Consider the following 20,154-nt stretch of genomic DNA (forward strand, 5'->3'; position numbering starts at 1 on the left):
GAAACGACGCACCGCCTTCTATCTCATTAATCTGGAGATGCTATGACTTCTCGTCTTGCCCTACGCCGTTGGATGCCGCTTGCCGTGCTTATGCCGCTGCTTCTTGTGCTCAGCGGATGCGGACGCAATCTATTTGAACAGGCCACCTCGGGGATTACCGGGATATTTTCCCTTATCGTCCTCGTGATCGCCCTTGTGGCCCTCGTTGACCTACTGGGCGACCGCGGACGCAGTCCTGTCAACAAGATCATCTGGGCGGTTGTCATCATCTTTATGCCGCTCGTTGGCGCGATTCTGTACCTTCTGTTCGGACGCTAATCGGTTTTTCTTCGGATGAGTTGCCTGCGCACTGCCCCCCATTCCGACGTCTCCGTGCCAATACGTACTGCGCTTGTGTGTAGCGCGCTGCTCCTTATCGGTATCGGGCTGGGGGGATGCCGCACGACGGAGCAGGCTCCGATGCAAAATGCGCCCGGACTTGCATGGGCCGACTCCAGTCTGCTGGTTATGGCGTACGAGCGGGCCATTCGGGAGGCCGCGCAGTTTGGCCCCAACGCCGTGGTGCGTACGCTCACACCCGTAGCACCCCACAACGATACCCTCCGCTGGCAGGTCGATAGCGACAGCACGCGCTGGGTGCAGGTGACGACCTGGACCGATGACGCACCCTTACCGGGCGCCCGCACGTCTTTGCCTGAGGGCGACACGCTCACGCTTACCGGCGACGTGTGGGTCACACTCACGCCGGCGGTGCAGCAATTCTGTCGGGATGTGGCCCCCACGTGGCGCACGCGCCGGTTGGAGCAACGCCTGGGCCTGCCGCCGTATGCCGGGTACACCCGGTTCGTGACGCTCTGGGTGCGGCAGGCGGACCTGTTTCGTCCGTGCCCCGATCCCGAAACCACCGACCGCCAGTGCCAAACAACGCCGCCGCAGCCGGTGAGCCGTGTGCGCGTGGCCCCGGAGCACACCGAGTGGCTGGAGGCGCAGTTTGCATCCTCACACCAGCCGGGCGGCTATCCGTTTACGGGGCTTGGCTACACCTACGACTGGGGCCGCCCCGAGCAGCCGGTCGGGTTCAGCGAATTTGTGGTGCCCGACGGCGCAACCGTACGCCTCAAAGACCGATCCTCCACCGCGGCCTACTGCACCTCTGAAGCTGCTGCCACCCCATAAGCATCAACGTATCTCCTGTATCCCCAAGACCCTATGAACACCAGCTTACCAAGCAAACCGCCTGCCTGGATCAGTGTGCTCGTGCTTTCTCTTCTTGGCGTTGGTCTGCTGGGGGGATGCGAGAAGCCGGGCGATCTGCCGGATGCTACGCCCAACCGGGTGCAGGCCCCTGCCGAGGTGCCGGTGCTGCTGCTCTCCATCGACGGGCTGCGCCACGATTACCTGGAGCTGCACGACGCGCCGACGCTCGACTCGCTGCGGAATGCATCAGCTTCTGTAGAGCGGTTTGTGCCATCGTTTCCGACGAAGACCTTCCCGAATCACTACACGCTGGTCACGGGTCTGCATCCGGGCAACCATGGCATTGTCGCGAACAGCATGTACGATCCGGAGATGGATGCCTCTTTTAGTATGAGCAACGAAGCTGCGGTGACGAACGGCGACTGGTGGGACGACGGCGAGCCCATCTGGGTAACAGCCGAGCAGCAGGGCTTGCGCGCGGCAACTTATTTCTGGCCCGGCTCCGAAGCCGAAATTGATGGCACGCGCCCTTCGTACTGGACGGCCTACGACGGTAGCGTACCCGGCAACGAGCGCGTGGACACGGTGCTCGATTGGCTCGACCTGCCCGAGGCCAAGCGCCCCTCGTTTCTGACGCTCTACTTCAGCACGGTGGATACGCAAGGGCATCGCCACGGTCCCGAATCCGACGAGGTCGCCACGGCCATGCAAGCGGTGGATGGCTACGTGCAGCGCCTAATCGACGGACTGAGTGCGCGCGGCATGGACGTGAACCTGTTCATTACGGGCGATCATGGCATGGTGGAGACGGCACGGGAGCGCGCTGTGGTGGTCGACGAGCACATCAATCTCGATGACGTGCAGATCGTCGATTACACGCCCGTCGGCATGATGAATCCGCGCGCCGGGGTGGATCCGCAGCCGATCATCGACACGCTTGATGCGCTCGACCACGTAAGCGCCTATCACCGCAGCGAGACGCCCGAGGACCTGCACTTTCGTGATCATCCGCGCATCCCCGAAATCATTGCCATCGCCGATCCCGGATGGTCGCTCACCACCACGTCATATCTCGAAGACAATCCCGACGGACTCAGCGGCGCCACGCACGGCTACGTACCGTCGACCCCCGACATGCAGACGCTCCTGATTGCGAACGGTCCGGCCTTTGAGGCGGACACACAGGTTGAGACGCTCGACTTTGTGGACCTGTATCCGCTCATGACGCATCTGCTTGACTTGGACCCGGCGTCGCACGACGGTTCGCTGCAGGCGGCACGTGGGCTGCTCCGGGCTGCGGAGTAGCTTCCGACTGATAGACCTGACAGGTCTCGGAGACCTGTCAGGTTTTTGTGTTCGGTCTGATCCCTTCATCCGCAACACCCGCGTTACGTGTGGTAGGGGCACTGCATCAACAGAAACGCACGTCTGGGTGCTGGGTGTAATACGGCTGTGCATCTGTTGCTCTGCATCTGTCTGACTCCCCATGACCCAACACATTACGATTCGTGGCGCGCGCGAGAACAACCTGCAAAGCGTCGATGTCGATATTCCGCGCAACCAGCTTGTGGTCGTCACCGGCCTGTCGGGGTCGGGGAAGTCGAGCCTCGCCTTCGACACCATCTACGCGGAGGGCCAGCGCCGCTACATGGAGAGCCTCAGCGCCTATGCGCGCCAGTTCCTGGAGATGATGGAGCGCCCCGACGTGGACCACATCGACGGGCTCTCTCCCGTAATCTCCATCGAGCAGAAAACCGTGGGCGGCAACCCGCGCTCCACCGTGGGCACTGTCACCGAGGTGTACGACTTCCTACGCCTGCTCTACGCCCGCGCCGCCACCGCCTACTCGCACGAGACGGGCAACCGGATGCGCAAGCAGAGCGATGACGAGATCATCGACGGTATCCTGGGCTTCCCCGAAGGCACGCGCCTTATGATCCTGGCGCCCGTCGTAAAAGGACGGAAGGGCCATTACCGCGAGCTCTTTGAGCAGACGGCCAGTCAGGGCTTCGAGCGCTTCCGCGTGGATGGCACCATGCGCACCTACGAGGAGGGCATGAAGCTGGAGCGCTACGAAACGCACGACATCGAGGTCGTGGTTGATCGCCTCGTCGTCAAAGACGGCATTCGTCCGCGCGTAGGGCAGAGCGTGCAGACTGCGCTCGATATGGGCGGGGGCACGCTCATTGGACATGTGGTCGATGTTCAGGGGGATGCAGAGGCCGATGTGGATGCAGGCGATCATCTCTTTAGCCGCCACCTGGTGGATCCCGAAACGGGCCTGTCTTACGACGAACCGTCGCCGAATCTCTTCTCGTTCAACACCCCCTACGGCGCCTGCCAAAACTGCGATGGACTCGGCGTGACGAACACCCTCGACGCCGACCTGATGATCCCCGACCCCTCAAAAACTATTGCCGAGGGCGGACTCGTGCCGCTGGGTAAACCCCGCGACATCTGGATCTTCAGTCAGCTGGAGGCGGTGGCCGAGGCGTACGACTTTGACTTCGACACGCCCATTGAGGACCTCTCCGACGAGCAGCGCGATGTGATTCTGCATGGCGCAGGCGAGGAGCAGTTCGACATCAAGTACCGCTACAAGGGGCGCGCGGTCAACTACACGCACCGCTACGGCGGACTCATGCAGCATGTGCAGCACGCCTACGACAACACTGATTCGTCGAAGAAGCGGCGCTGGGCCGAGTCGTTTATGCGCGAGACGACGTGTCCGACCTGCGGCGGGGCGCGCCTCAACAAGATTGCGCGCTCGTACTGCATTGGCGAGTACACGATTGGCGACCTCGCAAATATGGATCTGGAGCGCCTGCGCGAGGTCGTGAACACGCTTTCGTTCGACAGCGAGCAGCAGCGTACGATTGCGCGCCCCATCATCAAGGAGGTGCACGAGCGGCTCGACTTCCTGGTGAACGTGGGTGTGGGCTACCTGACGCTCGACCGCACCGCGCGCTCGCTCAGTGGCGGCGAAAGCCAGCGCATCCGCCTGGCTACGCAGGTGGGCACGCAGCTTACAGGTGTGCTCTACGTGCTCGACGAACCCTCGATTGGACTGCATCCGCGCGACAATGAGCGGCTCATCCGGTCGCTGCAGGCGCTGCGCGATCTGGGCAACTCGGTGCTGGTGGTGGAGCACGACCGCGAGATGATCGAGGCTGCCGATTACGTGGTCGATCTGGGACCCGGCGCGGGCGAGAAAGGGGGCCACCTGGTGGCGGAGGGTCCGCCCGAGACGCTCACGCATACGAGCGAGAACGGCACGGCCACCAATGGCACGTCTGGCACCAATGACGTAGTCGTGAATGGTGAGTACACCGGCAGCGTGACGGTGGCGTATCTGCGGGGTGAGCGGGTGATTGGCGTGCCCGGCGAGCGCCGCTCGGGCTCCGGCGATGTGCTCACCCTGCGGGGCGCGACCGGTCACAACCTGAAAGGCGATCCGCTGCGCATCCCCCTGAATACATTTACGTGCATCACCGGCGTGTCGGGCTCGGGCAAGTCCACGCTCATCAACCAGACGCTGTATCCCATTCTGTCGCGGCACCATCACAACGCGAAGACAGTGCCGCTGTCGTATGAGAGCGTTGAGGGCATCGACCATATCGACAAGGTGATCGAGATCGACCAGAAGCCGATTGGGCGCACGCCGCGTTCGAATCCGGCCACCTACACCAAGCTGATGGACTACCTGCGCGACCTCTTTCAGCAGCTGCCCGAGGCGGAGATTCGGGGCTACGGGAAGAGCCGCTTCTCGTTCAACACGAAAGGCGGACGCTGCAAGAAGTGCGGCGGCACGGGCACGGTGACGCTGGAGATGAACTTCCTGCCTGACGTAAAGGTGACCTGCGACGAATGCAACGGCAAGCGCTACAACGAGGAGACGCTGGAGGTGCGCTACAAAGGGCACTCCATGGCGGATGTGCTGGATCTGACCGTAACCGAGGCGCTCGATTTGTTCGAGAACCTGCCGCGCATCCAGCGCAAGCTGCGCACACTGGAGGCGGTGGGACTGGGCTACATCCGGCTGGGACAGCAGTCCACCACACTCAGTGGCGGCGAGGCACAGCGCGTGAAGCTCTCAAAAGAGCTGTCGCGTCCGGGCACGGGCGACACGCTCTACATCCTGGACGAGCCCACGACTGGCATGCACTTCGAGGACATCCGTCACCTCTTGAACGTGCTGCGTGCCCTGGTGAGCAACGGCAACACGGTGGTCGTCATTGAGCACAACATGGACGTGGTGAAGCAAGCGGACCACATCATTGATCTGGGCCCCGAAGGCGGACAGCGCGGCGGCGAGATCGTGTTTGAGGGACCGCCCGAAGAGTTGGCCCAGGCGGATACGTACACGGCGCGCTATGTTGAGGAAGAACTGGCCCGTGCCCAGCGCGAAGATGCCGTGGTGATGGATCTGAACGCGTTTGTGGAGGAGGGGGCAGCGTAGTGCACACAGCTCGCTTCTCGCTCCTGTCATCCCGAGCGCATACCGACAGGAGTCGGCATGCAGCCGAGGGATCTCCAGACGCGCGGGGCGAGGAAGCCGATTGGGAGGAAAGCACCACCGCTGCGGGATGGCATTGAGATCCTTCCGATGCAGGGCATCGTCAGGATGACTTTGGCGTGGAAGTCGGGGCGGGACAATGCGGAATAAGCGATGCGACAGAGGTTGTCCGCTCTTTTCTCCGGTTTCGTGCAGATTCAGGCAGAGCTCCTTGCTCCCCTGGAGAGGGGAGCTGTCGCGAAGCGACTGAGGGGCGGACCTTACCGTTCCTCCTTCTCCACCCGTACCGAAAGGCCAGGCCCGGCAGAGAACGTCGCCTCCAGCACATCACCCGCCTCGACGGGATCCACGCCCTCGGGCGTGCCGGTGTAGATCAGATCGCCGGGCTCCAGCGTGAAGACCGATGAGCAGTACGCAATCAGTTCCGCCACCGAAAAGATCATGTGCTCGGTGGAGCCGTGCTGGCGCTGCTCGCCGTTAACGGATACGCCAAGCGTGAGCTGCTGCGGATCGGCAACCTCGGAAGCGGGCACGATGGGGCCGAGCGGCGCGAACGTGTCGAATCCCTTCGCCACCGACCACGGATGCCGCCGCTCCTTAGCGCCCGCCTGGATGTCGCGCGCGGTCATGTCGAGTCCGATCGCGTAGCCCGCCACGTGGTCGAGCGCATCTTCGGCAGCGATGTGCTTGCCGCCGGTGCCAATCACGACCACCAGCTCCACCTCATGGTGCACCTCCGACGACGCCTGCGGGATGCGGACGGCGTCGCCCGTTCCGATGAGTGCCGTCGACGGTTTCAGGAAGACCATGGGCTGATCGGGCACATCGCTTTTCATCTCAGCGGCATGCTTGGCGTAGTTGCGCCCAATGCAGAGCAGCTTACCCGGCGTGAGTTGGCGTCCGTTCGGAAGAGAGAGCTTCATAAGAAACACGAATCAGATGATAGGAAAACAGCGAAACTTTGCGGGGAAACGACCGTGGTCAACCTCTGCACAAAATCGTTCACTCTCGCGGTGGTACCCAATCCAGCGCTCCAAAGCAGAGATCCCTATGTACGCTATTGTTGACGTGAAAGACAAACAATTCAAGGTGCGTGAAAACGACACCGTGTACGTTCCGTACCACGCAGATGCGGAGGCGGACGACACCCTCACCATCGACCGCGTGCTGTTGCTGTCGGATACCGACGGCGATGTGACGGTGGGTACGCCCACGGTGGACGGCGCTACGGTCGAAGCAAAAGTGCTTGAGCACGTGAAGGGCGATAAAGTGATCGTCTTCAAGAAGAAACGACGCAAGCGGTACCGCGTGAAAAGAGGTCACCGTCAGCAATACACGAAGATTCAGATTGAAGCGGTACACACCGCGTAGGCTCGCTGGGCCGGGCGGCTCTCTTGCGCCTGCGTCCACAAGCTTCCACATTCGCTTGTAGCATAGACAACAGAGGCAGGTATGGCTCACAAGAAAGGCATGGGTTCGACCAAAAACGGTCGCGACTCCAACCCCAAGTATCTCGGTGTTAAAACGTACGGCGGCGAATTCGTGAAAGCCGGTAGCATCATCGTGCGGCAGCGCGGCACAAAGTTTCACCCCGGCAAAAACGTAGGCCGCGGTGGCGACGATACGCTCTTCGCCAAAGAAACCGGCACGGTGCAGTTTGCCCGTAGCCGTGGCAACCGCCGCTACGTCCACATTGTGCCGGAAGAAGCGTAACGCGCTCTTTTGGCATGACGACGACATGTACCGCCGCTTGGCCGTGTGCCGAGCGGCGGTTCTGTGTTTGGGGATGCGAAAGCGTTTCCAGATATGCATACGCGCTACGGTACGGCGCAAACGTGCCAGTAGTCGGAGAAGGGAAGCGCCACCCGGCGCGAGACGCCCCGAGTGCGCATTACAGGAAGAGAGGGAAGAGCCACAGGTGACGAGAATTACCCCTCATCTTGTTCTTCTCCTCTGCACGTGCTTGGCGACTTGTAGCCCGGGACTGGGAGCGAAGCGGACGTCCCGGGCGGTGATTGAACCCCGCTAAACACGTACTCTCCCCTCGGGAAAAGAGACTTAGCGGTGTTGGGTAGGCCTGTGCCTCACTCCGCGGCCATCTTCGCGCGCTCAGCAGCGGTGACGATGCCCTCGGGCTTCGGCATGAACTGCGGCTCGGCCTTCGACGGCGGGGCAAACTCGCCGACAAAGTCGATTTCCGTGTCGAGATGGTAGCCCGTCTCCTCCTCAACGGTCTGCTGCACACGCCTGATGAGCGCACACACATCGGCTGCGGTGGCGCCGCCGCGGTTCACGAAGATGTTGGCGTGGCGATGCGTCACCTCCGCGCCGCCAATGCGCATGCCTTTGAGTCCGGCCCCGTCGATGAGGCGACCCGCGCCTACGCCCTCAATTTTCTTGAAGATGGAGCCTACACTCGGCTCGGTGTCGAGCGGCGGGTGGCGGAGCGAACGCCACTCCAGGTTCTCTTCCATGATGCGCCGCATGCGTTCGGGGTCGCCCGGTTCGAGCTGGAACGTGGTGGCCAGCACAATGTCGTCGCGGTCGTGCAAGATGGAGTAGTCGTAGCCGTAGTCGAAGTAGTCGACGCCTACGGTCTGGCGCGTGCCGTCTTCGGTGAGGATGTCGGCTTCGTGCACCACCTCTTCGATGAACATGGTGCGTTCGCGCTCGGGAGCGGGCGAGAGGAAGTGCAGGTTCTGCCAGAGTGCCCCGCCCACCGTCGACGGGATGCCCACGTAGTGCTCCAGACCCGACAGCCCCGCATCCACCGCCGCATGGATAACATCTGGGTACATGGTGGCGCCGCTCTCTACGTAGAGCTGGTGCGTCTCTCTGTTGATGCGAAGGTGATGGGCGGCGTTGCGAATAACGAGTCCGCGCACGCCATGGTCGCCCACCACGAGGTTGGCGCCGGTGCCCAGCACATGATGCGGGATGTCGAGGTCGCGGGCGACCTGCAGGGCGGTGGCAAGCTCATCAGCCGAGGTAACTTCCCAGAACAGGTCGGCGGGGCCGCCGATCTTGAACGTGGTATAGGGGGCGAGCGGCACGTTATGCTGCAGGGCATCGCCCGCGTGCGGCGCGAGAGCGTCGACCGCTCGCTGGAGCACTTGGGGGGCGAGACAGGAGGCTTCGGGGCAATACGGAGGCGGGAACGCGCTCATTGGGGCTGGGGGGATTGCGGCGATAGCATGCAGACAGTGGCCTGTGAGATCAAAGCCGTATTGGATACGACCAGCCCCTCGGAGTTGTGCCGATGCTTGGTTGCGGGCACCGACCTGCGTATCCCTCTAACATAGAACGGAGAGATGGGCGCGTCTGTCGGCTCAAGTAGTCGGACGCAGGAGCGTCCTTTGCCTCATCGCATCGCCGGGGGACCGTCGGTGCCAAGTCCTGTGATTGGTCTCACAACTTCACCGAGCCCCCACTCTGGTCATCCTGAACTTGATTCAGGATCCAGACCGGACGCCTGACCTTTGGCAGACTGCAGCCACAGTCGAACTCTAAACGGGGTTATTCATTATAGAACTGCTATATTCGTACGACCTATCTGACGAACTCTGACCCCCTATGAAATTTTTTATTGACACGGCCAATCTTGACGAAGTCCGCGAGGCGAACGACCTGGGCGTGCTCGATGGCGTAACGACCAATCCTTCGCTCGTGAAGAAGGAGGGCAACATCGACTTTCACGAGCGCGTGCAGGAGATCTGCAACATCGTGGACGGCGACGTGTCGGCAGAGGTGACGGCGACGGACTTCGACGGCATTATGATGGAGGCGCACGAGTTGGCGCAGCTCCACGACAACGTGGTCGTGAAGGTGCCGCTCATCCGCGAAGGCATTAAGGCGATTCGGGCGCTCTCGGACGAGGGCATCCCCACGAACTGTACGCTTTGCTTCTCGCCGATGCAGGCGCTGCTGGCGGCCAAGGCGGGCGCTACGTACATCAGTCCGTTCATTGGACGCATTGACGACATCTCCTCCAACGGCATGCAGCTGATTGAGGAGATCGTACAGATCTATGCCAACTACGGCTTCGAGACGGAGGTGCTGGCCGCTTCCATCCGTCACCCGATGCACGTGAAAGAAGCCGCGCTCGCCGGCGCCGATGTGGCCACGATTCCGTTTGGCACCATCCAGAAGCTGCTGGAGCACCCGCTGACGGATCGGGGCCTGCAGCGCTTCTTAGACGACTGGAACGCCTACCAGGACGAAATCGCTGAGGCCGCGTAACGCCTTGGGGTGCTGTGGAGCGCGTGCTCTGCTGCCCTGGGCCAATCCGGGGCAGCGGCGCAGCCTGTGTGCTGTTTATTTGTTGAATCGGACCTTCCTGCTTGCTTATGGAATTTGTTGCTCTTGGCGATACCGACGACATCGCCGCCAGTTGTCACTACTTGGGCCTGGACGGCACCGGGCTGTTGTTGGATGCGGGGGTGGATCCGCGTAAAGATGGGGCCGCCTCGCTCCCCCGCTTCGACCTCGTCCACAACGCCGACGACCGCTTCGTCGATCACGCCTTCGTGACCCACGCCCATCACGACCACATGGGCGGGGTGCCGGTGCTCTACCGCGAGTTTCCGCACATCATTACGCACATGACGGACGCTACGAAGCGGCTGCTGGAGTTTTTGCTCCCGGCCTCGGCCCGATTGCAGGCCCGCCGCGTGCGCGAGGGCAGCACCCAGGCCGATCCCATCTTTACGGAGGCTGAGGTGAAGCCGCTCAGCGATCTGTACCTGACGCATCCCCTGCAGAAGCCGTTTAAGGTGACGGGCCTGAAGGGCGATACCGAGGTTACCGCTCAGTTCTACACCGCCGGGCATATCCTGGGCGGCGTGGGCGTGGAGCTAACGGTGGGCGAAGAGGACGACGCCCCGCGCATCTTCTACACGAGCGATACGAAGCTCACCGCGCAGTCGATTCTGCCGGGCGCGAACTACCCCGATAGCACCGATGTGCTCATCCTGGAATCGACCGCTGGGAACGATCCCGAGGCCGCGGCCACCAACCGCGACAAGGAGCTGGCCAAGTTCACCGAGGCGCTGCAGACCACGCTCGAACGCGGCGGCACGGCGCTCATCCCCGTCTTTGTGATGGGCCGCGCCCAGGAAACCCTGGCCGTGCTCGACCGCCTGAAGCGCGAGGGCAAGATTGATGCGGAGGTGCCCATCTACACCGCCGGGTCGATGCGCGCCATTGCGGATCTCTACGACCAGACGCGCACCAGCACGCCCCGCGTGGATTCGGACTTCCGCGTCTTTGGCGTGGACCAGAAGCGCTTGCCGCGTGGCGAAAAGCGCACCGCCGAAGCGCTCGACGGACCCGCCATCCACGTGCTTAGCAGCGGTATGATGTTCGAACCCACGCTGTCGAATCGCATCGGGCGTCGCCTGGTCGAAGACCCCGACAACGCGATTCTGATGGTCGGCTACTCGAAAGAAGGCTCGCCCTCGGCGCGTCTGCTGGAGGCCGCGCAGAGCGGCAACGGCACCGAGGTCGTGCTTAACCCCGAGCAGGGGCCACAGCCCGTCCGCTGCCTGGTCGACGACTTCCGCTTCTCCGGACACAGCAACCGCGACGAGCTGCTGGAGGTGGTTCGGCGCCTGAACCCGAGCGAAGTCGTGCTCGTCCACGGCGAACCCGAGGCCCGCACCTGGATGGCCGAGCACATCGCCGAGATCGACGACACGATTACCGTCCACCAGCCCAAAGGCGGCGTGCCCATTGAGTTGGGTGCGTAGCACGGGGTACGTGTCACCATTGCACACTGCACAGGCCTCTGCCCGTTTGGGGCAGGGGCTTTTTTGTGGTTGGGGGATGTTTGCGTGTGGGTTGCGTGTGGGATATGGGTTTGGTATGTTTTGTGTGGTGAATAGACACGTTATCTATCTTACATGCAGTATTAAACCTGCGTCTGCTCACGAAGTCTTTCCACAAAAGATCTTCTTTCATGCCAGCAACTACGAACTTCGACGAATGGCTTGATGACGCTGGACCCCAAGGCTACCAAGAAATATGGGAATTAGCGCAAGCGGTCAAATCGGGCGGCAATTACGGACGTTTTGCGGGAAAGGGGGCGAACGATAAGACTGTGGTGACTGCCGGTTCAGGACATGAGGCCTTGATTATTGCCTCGCCAGAGGCTAGAAGTAGGTTTCTGGAAATGGTGCGCGATAGATACTGTAACGAGATGACAATCGAGGGCTATTATGAGTTCAATCGTCAGTTGGAACAAGATGACTAATGCATTTGGGGAAGGATAAGGAGTGATGCGATCATAAATGGCAGGCTTAACCACTATATTAGACAACCCAAGTTACAACCTACGGATTTTCATTTTGAGCGGAGCGGAGTCGAAAAATCTCCTTATCTCAGGTGTAGTGCCCATATTGAAAGAGATTCTTCGTCGCCATGCTCCTCAGAATGACAGAACTTGGTTTAGATACCCATATACCGCAAATCAATGAACGTTAAAAGTCAAGTCATAGAAGAACTTGATTCCCTAATCGAAAAGGGAAAAGAGCTCGATGATTCCTTCTACTCTGCTAAGACGGGTGTCAGGTCCTCCAAGCCGGAATCTGAACATCGTTCCTTTCTGACAGCTTCCCTCGCTGCTATATCAAGAATAGCTGGTCGAGACAGCGAATATTTTGAATCTGCTCCCAAGCCTGACATGGATTCTAACATCTCATCTGGATGGTCAAAGGGGATCACGATTCCAGCGATGTTAGGCAGTTTGTCAGCACTTAAGCAGGCAGTTGATTCAGAACTGCTGCAGTCAATTGAAAGTCGTCTCCGGGCAAGCGTGCATGACGACTTTCTTGAGCAGGCAAAAGAGCTTGAGAAGTCAGGGTATCATGTGGCGGCTGTGGTTCTTGCAAGTGGTGTTTTAGAAAACCATCTCAGGAATCTTTGCAGTGCCAAGGGGCTGAACGTCAAAGGATCAGGCAGTCTATCAAAATACAACGACCTGCTGAAGGATAATGTCTATCCTCAAACAGTCTGGCGCCGGGTGCAATCAGTTGGTGATGTCCGTAACCTTGCAGCTCATGGAAAGGGGGATAAAGTGGAGCCTGATGATGTGACTGATTCCATCAACTTTATCAGTCGGTTGCTTGTGGATCACCCCACATGAGTTACAGGTGTGACACGCTGATCGCTTCGAGAACGCTTCTCCGCGTTTTCCATCGCCGTCCGAAAACCACCTGCGCTGCGTCGAAAAGTTGATACTTACATCGCTCATCCATACACTTTGAATCCGTCGCGACTAAACATTCACTTCACTTCATAGAGCCACAGCACCAACTATGTATGTCACATCCGATACCTCCAATCGCTTCGAGTGCTGGGGCCGTGCTCGGCGCGGACTCCTGCTGCTTGCAGCCGGCCTTGCCCTTGCTGTGCTGACCTCCTCCTGCGCGCTTCTGGGCGACGATGGAGACGAGGGCCTCCGTCAGTCGCTACGGAGCAACCAGTTTGTGTGGAATCAAGCCGATCTCTCCAATTACACCTACGACTACCGGTACGGGAGCGCGTGGGGCGGCCCGCCGCCGGTCACCATTACGGTACGGGCGGATACCGTGCACGCCGTTGTAAACCGCGAAACCGGAGAGCCCCTCGACGAAGCCGAGCACGACTTCTTCCCAACCGTCGATGATCTGTTTGACGAACTGCACGAGGCGCTGGACTACGACCAGGCCGATGTCATTTTCGATGCCGAGCTTGGGTATCCGCATCGTGCATCGTTCGACCCCTACCGCAACGCCGAAGATGACGCGTTTAGCTACGAAGCCGAGGGGTTGGAGGCCGACGAGTGAGCATTCGCGTGGGCACTCCGCCGTTGCATCCCGTGTAGCGACAACGAACCTGTCAGCACACGTATTCGAAACCGATTACAACCATCTTATGACCACCGACGACGCGGCGCGGCGCTGGATTCGCATAATTGGGTGGGGATTTGTGGTGCTGGGGGTACTGAGCGCCCTTCATACGCTACTGGAATGGATGAACAGCTCGCCAAACACCATCATCATGAACGCCAGCTTTTTGCTGTACGCACTGATAGGATATGGCCTGCTCAATCAGCACACCATGGCGCGCATGGGAGCACTGCTGCTGGCTGCGGTTGTGGCCATCGGAATGCCCATCGCAGGAGTCGCAATGGTCTCAGACCTCGCCAACCTCGACGTGACGCTATTTGGCCGTGCGGTGACGCCCTCTCCTGTCGTCAAAGGCATGCTGGTTGTAGGGGCAACCGCCGTAACGACCGCGGTAGCTGGAGGCGTCGTGTACGTGCTCACCCACGAGCGGGTAGCCCAGCAGTTTGGGTAATGCCAAAACACAGGCACAGCGCCCTAAATCAGGACCCAGACAGATAAGCGAATACGAACTCTCTTATCACGCTTAGTGCTCTGCCCACCCTCATTGTGATGGTTGCTCTGCAATCAATCTCCCCAACGAAGCCTGTCATGGTGAGCGGACGGCGAAGCCGGGAGCCGAACCATCTCCTTGGCGTTCGGCGGGAACTGTTCGGAGCGCGCACTGCACGTGTCGCCGTCTCGGTTCGACGTGAAGAATGACCGTTGCCATAGCACCAGTCGAGATGGAGACCTGCTTGCAGCGTATGAAAGCACTTGATGGAGCATGCACGGAATAAGTAGTTTGGAGGATACGTAGGGCATGGATCGGCCCCAACGCATCCCGACAAGCCTGTAGCAGTGCTGCTCTGGTGGACATCCCGTCTTGGACGCGTACAATTGGTGTGGTACGTTCACAGGTCTGCGTCAGCTGCACGCGAATCCATACGGGCAGGCAGCCGTCTAATTTCATGTTGCTGTTTTGATGCCATTTGCCGCTTTCCCCGCCTCCTGTATGGCCGTTTCTGCTCCTACCGATGCCACCGCTGTCGACCGTCCGGCGGCGCGCCCGATGACCGATCACCTGCGCGCTACGCTGGCCGAGAACCTGCGTCCGCGCCTGCAAGGCGACCTGCGCACCGATGCGATGTCGCGCGCGCTCTACGCCACCGACGCCAGCATGTACCAGATGGAGCCGGTGGCCGTCTGCATCCCCAAAACCGTAGCGGATGTGCAGGCGACGCTCGAAGAGGCCCACGCGCTCAGCATTCCCGTGCTGCCACGCGGGGGCGGGTCGTCGCTGGCCGGGCAGGGCGTAAACACTGCCGTGGTGCTCGACTTCACGCGGCACCTGGATGCGATTGTCGATCTCGATCCCGCAGCCCAGCAGGCCACCGTGCAGCCGGGCCTGGTGCTCGACCATTTGAACGTGGCTGCAGCGGAGCGCGGCCTCATGGTAGGGCCCGACCCCGCCAGCAGCAGTCGCGCTACCCTCGGCGGGATGGTCGCCAACAACTCCACGGGCACGCACTCCATTCGCTACGGCAACATGATTCACCATGTGCGCCGCGCCAAAGGTTTTCTGGCGGACGGCACGCCCGTCACGTTCGAGCCGCTTTCGCATGGCGGCTGGCAGCGCAAAATGCGACAGGACGACCGCGAGGGCACCATCTACCGGAGCCTTGAGGCGCTGCTCAGCCAGCACGCCGACACCATCCGCCGCGACACGTCCGACCACTGGCGCCGCAACAACGGTTACCGCATCGAGCACCTGCTGGATACGGACGAGCGCAACGTGGCGCAGCTCATGGCAGGCAGCGAGGGCACACTTGCGGTGCTGACCGAAGTCACAATCGACCTGGTCGCGAAGCCCGACACGACGGTGCTCGGCATTGCATCGTACGACACGCGGCAGCAGGCCCTCGAAGCGGTGACCACGATTCTCGACACCGATCCCGACGCCGTGGAGCTCTTCGACGGCGTGGCCATTGAGCGGATCCGGGCTACGCCGGGCTACGCCGAGCGCCTTACCTTCATCGACGGCACGCCCGGCGGCGTCCTGATTGTGGAATACGGCGGGGCCTCCAAAGAGGACCTCGCCCGCAAACTTGACGAACTCGACGCGGTGCTGCCCGAAACCAACGCTCGGGGGCCGGCCCAGCGCATCCAGCACGACGACGCCATTGCCAACGTGTGGAGCATCCGCAAGGAGGGGCTTGGCTTGGTGATGGGCGTGGAGGGCGAATACAAGCCGTGGGCGCTCATCGAAGATGCCTCGGTGCCGGTGGAGCATCTGCCCGCCTACATTGATGAGTTGAGCACGCTGATTGACGAGTTGGATGTGCGCGCGGCCTACTACGCCCATGCCTCGGCAGGCTGCCTGCATGTGCGTCCGTTTGTGAACACGAAGACCGACGAAGGACTGGAGCAGCTGGATACAATTGCCCACGGCTCGCTGGAGCTGGTGAAGCGCTACGGCGGCGTGACCTCCTCTGAACATGGCGACGGCATCGTACGCGGCGCGTTGAATCGCGAAATGCTGGGGGACGACCTCTACGCCGTTAACCAGCAGATCAAATCCATCTTCGACCCTGAGGGCCTGCTGAATCCGGGGAAGGTGGTGGATGCCCCGCCGCTGACTGAGAACCTCCGCATGGGACCCGACTACAGCACGCGTCCACTGCGCACGGCGATGAACTTTGAGAGCGAAGGTGGCTTTTCGCATCTCCTGGAAAAATGCAACGGCAACGGCGCCTGCCGCAAACGCGACCACGGCACCATGTGCCCCAGCTTCATGGCCACGCGCGAGGAAGAAGACTCCACCCGCGGACGCGCCAACGCGCTGCGCTCGGCCCTGGCGGGCGATCTGCCCGAAGGCGCGCTTACCAGCGAGCGCATGTACGAGGTGATGGATCTGTGCATCCAGTGCAAGGCCTGCAAAACCGAGTGCCCCTCAAACGTCGATATGGCGAAGATCAAGACTGAGTGGCTGCATCAATACTGGCAGGAGCACCGCATGCCGTGGCGCACGTGGCTGTTTGCGCATCAGCCCGAATTTGTGCGCAAGCTGGCAGGCACGCCGCTGGCCACGGCCATCAACTGGTCGGGCGAGCAGAAGTGGATGCGCAAGGTTGGCGAGTGGATGCTGGGTATCAGCGCCGAGCGCGAGCTGCCGTCGTTTGCGCGAGAGACGGCCTTCCAGATGGATCTGGAGGCTGCGAATCCGCCCGAGGGGCCTGAAGTCGTGTTCTTCGCGGATACCTTCAACGCCTACCACACGCCCGAGGTAGTGCGTGCTGCCGTGCGGTTCTTGCAGCGCACTGGCCACCGCGTGCATCTGGCCCCCGAAGGCGCGTGCTGCGGACGTCCGCTCCTGTCGAAGGGGCTTGTGACTGAGGCACAACACACCGCGCTCAACACGCTGGAGGCGCTCTACCCGTATGTGGAGCAGGACATTCCGGTTGTGGGGCTGGAGCCGAGCTGCATCCACACGCTAAGCGACGAGTTTCTGTCGCTGCTGCCGGGTGAGTTGCGCGCCAAGGAGTTGGCCGAGCAGGTGCATCCATTTGAGGGATTCGTGGCAGAGCGGCTGCGCAGCGGCAAATTGGATGCATCCGAATGGCAGGCACCTGAACACAACGATCTGATTCTGCACGGCCATTGCCACCAGAAAGCGCTGGTGGGCACCTCAGATACTGAAGCGATCCTGTCGGCAGCGGGATACAACGTGAACACACTCGACACCAGCTGCTGCGGCATGGCGGGCTCGTTTGGCTACGAGGCCGAGCATCTCGACATCTCGAAACAGATGGCGGAGCGCCGCCTGGCGCCCACCGTGCGCAACGCGTCCGCATCCACCCATGTGGCCGCGCCGGGCTTTTCGTGCCGCTCGCAGATCAAAGACGTAACGCCGCGCACCGCGCAGCATCCGGCCGTGCTCTTAAACGAGGCGCTGCGTGGGTAAGAGCGGTCTGTTTGGGTTTTGGTTCGACAGCGAGAGCGGGCCTGTAGCCTTGCCACGCTGCTGCTTACTGCTGCGCAGATACGTGGTGACCCCTTGCAGCAGCGTACTGGCGCGCTGGCACGTCATCTGACACGCTCAGGCAACAGATTGACACGCTCAGATAACGGACAAGACCGCTGGATTGGATAACATAGGAACGTATTCGTCCGAGTGTTTAGGGCGACACGACTGAATAGGCTATCTTGGTGACCCCCATTTTGTCATGCGAACCGACACGCTCTATCCGAACGTGCTTCCTTTCTTTCGACGGCCCGTCCGTCGCCTGCACACCTGCGTGCTCATGGGAGCGGTGCTCTGCGCACTGCTCATCGGTCCGCCTGGGGCGCAGGCGCAGTCAGGCAACATCATCTATGTGGATGCCGACGCCCCAGGCAACGATGATGGCTCTTCGTGGACCGACGCCTACACCAACTTGCAAGATGCTCTGGCGAATGCTACCGGTAGCGATGAAATATGGATGGCGGCGGGCACGTACATCCCCAGCAGTCCAGTCGATGCAGCCCCCCGCATCGCCACGTTTGAGATTACCGGCGACCAGGATGGTCTCCAGATCTATGGCGGATTCGAGGGGACGGAGACCCGCCGAAGCGATCGCGACCCGAGCGTGAACGAAACCATCCTCTCCGGTGATCTGGATGGCGATGACGGACCGGACAGCGACGGCGACGGCCTTCCCGACAGCGGGCGCGGCGACAACTCCTACCACGTGCTTGTTTTCAATGGGGGCGAAGGATTTGGCGATGACAGCGACGACAACATCACGCCCGACACGGTGCTGGATGGAGTGACCATTACCGGGGGAAACGCCAATGCCAGTTCTCCCGATCCTCTTGGAGGAGGACTTTTCTGCGATGGCGTGGGCAGCGGTAACGCGTGCAGCCCGTCGCTTACCGAGGTGACCTTCACGGGCAACTCCGCTGGCCGCGACGGTGGGGCGATCTACAATGATGGCCGGGGGGGCGTGAGCAGTCCACAGATCACGAACGCCACGTTCACCGGCAACTCCGCAGGCTTTGGCGGGGCGATCTACAACGATGGCCAGGGGGGCGCGAGTAGTCCACAGATCACGAACGCGGCCTTCATGGGTAACTCTGCTGGCTTCGACGGCGGTGCGATCTACAACGATGGCAGCAATGGCACGAGCAGTCCACAGATCACAAACGCGATCTTCACGGGCAACTCCGCAGGGGAAAACGGTGGGGGGATCTACAACACTAGCCGCGGGGAGGGCACGAGCAGTCCACAGATCATTGGCTCCACCTTCACGGGCAACTCTGCTTTTCGGGGTGGGGCGATCTACATTGATAGCGGCATCAATAGTACGGGGGGGCCGCAGATTACAAACGCGATTCTGTGGGGAAATACTGCTTCAGGCAACGGACCGGAGATCTTCGACATCGGAATCGGACCGGAACCGACGCTCGCATACACGCTCATTGAAGGGGGGCTTCCTCCTGGCACAGACGACGGCGGGAATAACCTTGACGCCGACCCGCTCTTTGCGGATGCTGGCGATCCCGCCGGGCCTGATGGCCGCTTCGGCACCGCCGATGACGGGCTGCAGGTACGTACGGGATCCCCGGTGGTCGACGCTGGCGCGAATACGCCATTCGAGCCCGGTGGGATTGCAGAAGACGTGACCACCGATCTCCGGGGCGACGCCCGCATCCAGGACGGCGATGGCGATGGGACCGCGACCGTGACGCTCGGGGCCTACGAAGCGGCCATCGACGCCGTCGACCTGCGTCTCACGGCCACGCCGACGGCGGTGGCAGGAGACGACCCCACGAGCCTCACGTTTCGTCTCGCAAACCGGGGCAATGCCGCCCCCACGGGCGTTGCGGTGGACCTGGGCCCCCCGGTTGGGTTAACGCTCACAAAGACCAGCGGGAGGGGCACGCTCAGCGGCGGCACCTGGACTATTGGTTCGGTCCCCGGTGACGGCGAAGCCCAACTCACGGTAGAGGTCGAGCGCACGAGCGCACTCGAAGCGACGCTCCCCGCCACGGCCACCCTGCAGAGCGGATACACCGTCCCATCGGGCGCAAGCGACCTGACCGACCCGGAGCGCAACACTGCCGAGTGGGTGTCGCTGCCGGCCCCCTACGGCAGTGGGCAGGCTCTGACGCTGGACGGGGACGGCGACTACGTTTCTGCCGACACCGCATCGGAGGTGATGGCTGATGCCGAGGCCTTCACCATGGAGGCATGGGTACGGGTGGGCAGCACCACCGACCGGCCCGCCGTACTTGCGTTTAACGGGGCCGTTGAGGACAACAAGAACATCCTCTTCTACGACAGCGGGCAGTTTCAGTACTACGACCCCGACATCACCTTTCAGTCCAGCAGCGACACATTTGCGCCGGAGCAGTGGCACCACGTGGCCGTCGTAATCGAGACCGATGATAGCGGCACCCTCTACGTAAACGGCACCGAGCAGGCCACCTTTACCACGAGCGTTCGCCCGGTGAGCGGCGGGCGGTTCTCGATCGGGCAGGAGTGGGACACGAGCACGCCAAGCGACTTCCTTGCCGGACAGATCGACGAGGTGCGGC

Annotated in this window: 16 protein-coding genes; 14 read left to right on the top strand and 2 right to left on the bottom strand. The window is 61.4% G+C overall.

Annotated elements, in window-relative coordinates:
* Positions 1-42: 42 nt before the first annotated feature.
* The 4 genes from CRI93_RS11365 (at position 43) to uvrA (ending at position 5,656) form a co-directional block, all read left to right on the top strand.
* Positions 43-318: a PLDc N-terminal domain-containing protein gene (locus CRI93_RS11365; protein WP_141491681.1), complete on the top strand. Its 276-nt coding sequence runs from the start codon at positions 43-45 to the stop codon at positions 316-318.
* A gap of 54 nt (positions 319-372) precedes the next feature.
* Positions 373-1,176: a hypothetical protein gene (locus CRI93_RS11370; RefSeq protein WP_141491682.1), complete on the top strand. Its 804-nt coding sequence runs from the start codon at positions 373-375 to the stop codon at positions 1,174-1,176.
* Between the two features lie 33 nt (positions 1,177-1,209).
* Positions 1,210-2,502 carry an alkaline phosphatase family protein gene (locus tag CRI93_RS11375; RefSeq protein WP_098062761.1) on the top strand — a complete coding sequence of 431 codons (1,293 nt, stop codon included), beginning with the start codon at positions 1,210-1,212 and terminating at the stop codon, positions 2,500-2,502.
* 181 nt (positions 2,503-2,683) lie between these two features.
* Entirely contained in the window at positions 2,684-5,656 is a 2,973-nt protein-coding gene (gene uvrA, locus CRI93_RS11380) for an excinuclease ABC subunit UvrA (RefSeq protein ID WP_098062762.1), read from the top strand.
* Positions 5,657-5,973: 317 nt separating this feature from the next.
* Here the strand turns inward: uvrA and CRI93_RS11385 are convergent, their stop codons facing one another.
* Positions 5,974-6,636, bottom strand: a complete 663-nt coding sequence (locus tag CRI93_RS11385) for a fumarylacetoacetate hydrolase family protein (RefSeq protein WP_098062763.1) — start codon at positions 6,634-6,636, stop codon at positions 5,974-5,976.
* A gap of 127 nt (positions 6,637-6,763) precedes the next feature.
* On the opposite strand from CRI93_RS11385, the gene rplU reads away from it, so the two are divergent.
* Together rplU and rpmA are read left to right on the top strand one after the other, a co-directional pair.
* Complete coding sequence (gene rplU, locus CRI93_RS11390; RefSeq protein ID WP_098062764.1) at positions 6,764-7,084, top strand: 50S ribosomal protein L21; 321 nt, start codon at positions 6,764-6,766, stop codon at positions 7,082-7,084.
* A gap of 81 nt (positions 7,085-7,165) precedes the next feature.
* Complete coding sequence (gene rpmA, locus CRI93_RS11395) at positions 7,166-7,426, top strand: 50S ribosomal protein L27 (RefSeq protein WP_098062765.1); 261 nt, start codon at positions 7,166-7,168, stop codon at positions 7,424-7,426.
* A 371-nt stretch (positions 7,427-7,797) separates the two neighbouring features.
* On the opposite strand, the gene murB is transcribed toward rpmA, so the two are convergent.
* Positions 7,798-8,826: a UDP-N-acetylmuramate dehydrogenase gene (gene murB, locus CRI93_RS11400; RefSeq protein WP_245850485.1), complete on the bottom strand. Its 1,029-nt coding sequence runs from the start codon at positions 8,824-8,826 to the stop codon at positions 7,798-7,800.
* Between the two features lie 460 nt (positions 8,827-9,286).
* Between murB and fsa the strand changes: the two genes are divergently transcribed.
* From fsa to CRI93_RS11435, 8 genes are all read left to right on the top strand, one after another.
* Positions 9,287-9,952, top strand: coding sequence for a fructose-6-phosphate aldolase (gene fsa, locus CRI93_RS11405; protein WP_098062767.1), 666 nt, complete (start codon positions 9,287-9,289; stop codon positions 9,950-9,952).
* A gap of 107 nt (positions 9,953-10,059) precedes the next feature.
* A complete protein-coding gene (locus CRI93_RS11410) occupies positions 10,060-11,460 on the top strand; it encodes an MBL fold metallo-hydrolase (protein WP_098062768.1) in 1,401 nt (466 codons plus the stop codon).
* Positions 11,461-11,669: 209 nt separating this feature from the next.
* Complete coding sequence (locus CRI93_RS11415) at positions 11,670-11,963, top strand: hypothetical protein (RefSeq protein ID WP_098062769.1); 294 nt, start codon at positions 11,670-11,672, stop codon at positions 11,961-11,963.
* A gap of 219 nt (positions 11,964-12,182) precedes the next feature.
* Complete coding sequence (locus CRI93_RS15170) at positions 12,183-12,854, top strand: DUF4145 domain-containing protein (protein ID WP_141491683.1); 672 nt, start codon at positions 12,183-12,185, stop codon at positions 12,852-12,854.
* A 172-nt stretch (positions 12,855-13,026) separates the two neighbouring features.
* Complete coding sequence (locus tag CRI93_RS11420; protein WP_098062770.1) at positions 13,027-13,536, top strand: DUF6174 domain-containing protein; 510 nt, start codon at positions 13,027-13,029, stop codon at positions 13,534-13,536.
* 88 nt (positions 13,537-13,624) lie between these two features.
* On the top strand, positions 13,625-14,050 hold the full coding sequence (locus CRI93_RS11425; protein ID WP_098062771.1) for a hypothetical protein: 426 nt from the start codon (positions 13,625-13,627) through the stop codon (positions 14,048-14,050).
* A 540-nt stretch (positions 14,051-14,590) separates the two neighbouring features.
* Complete coding sequence (locus tag CRI93_RS11430) at positions 14,591-17,539, top strand: FAD-binding and (Fe-S)-binding domain-containing protein (protein ID WP_245850487.1); 2,949 nt, start codon at positions 14,591-14,593, stop codon at positions 17,537-17,539.
* Between the two features lie 262 nt (positions 17,540-17,801).
* A partial coding sequence (locus tag CRI93_RS11435; protein WP_217992532.1) for a LamG-like jellyroll fold domain-containing protein occupies positions 17,802-20,154 on the top strand: 2,353 nt, incomplete at its 3' end.

It is taken from the genome of Longimonas halophila (assembly GCF_002554705.1).
Classification (GTDB): domain Bacteria; phylum Bacteroidota; class Rhodothermia; order Rhodothermales; family Salinibacteraceae; genus Longimonas; species Longimonas halophila.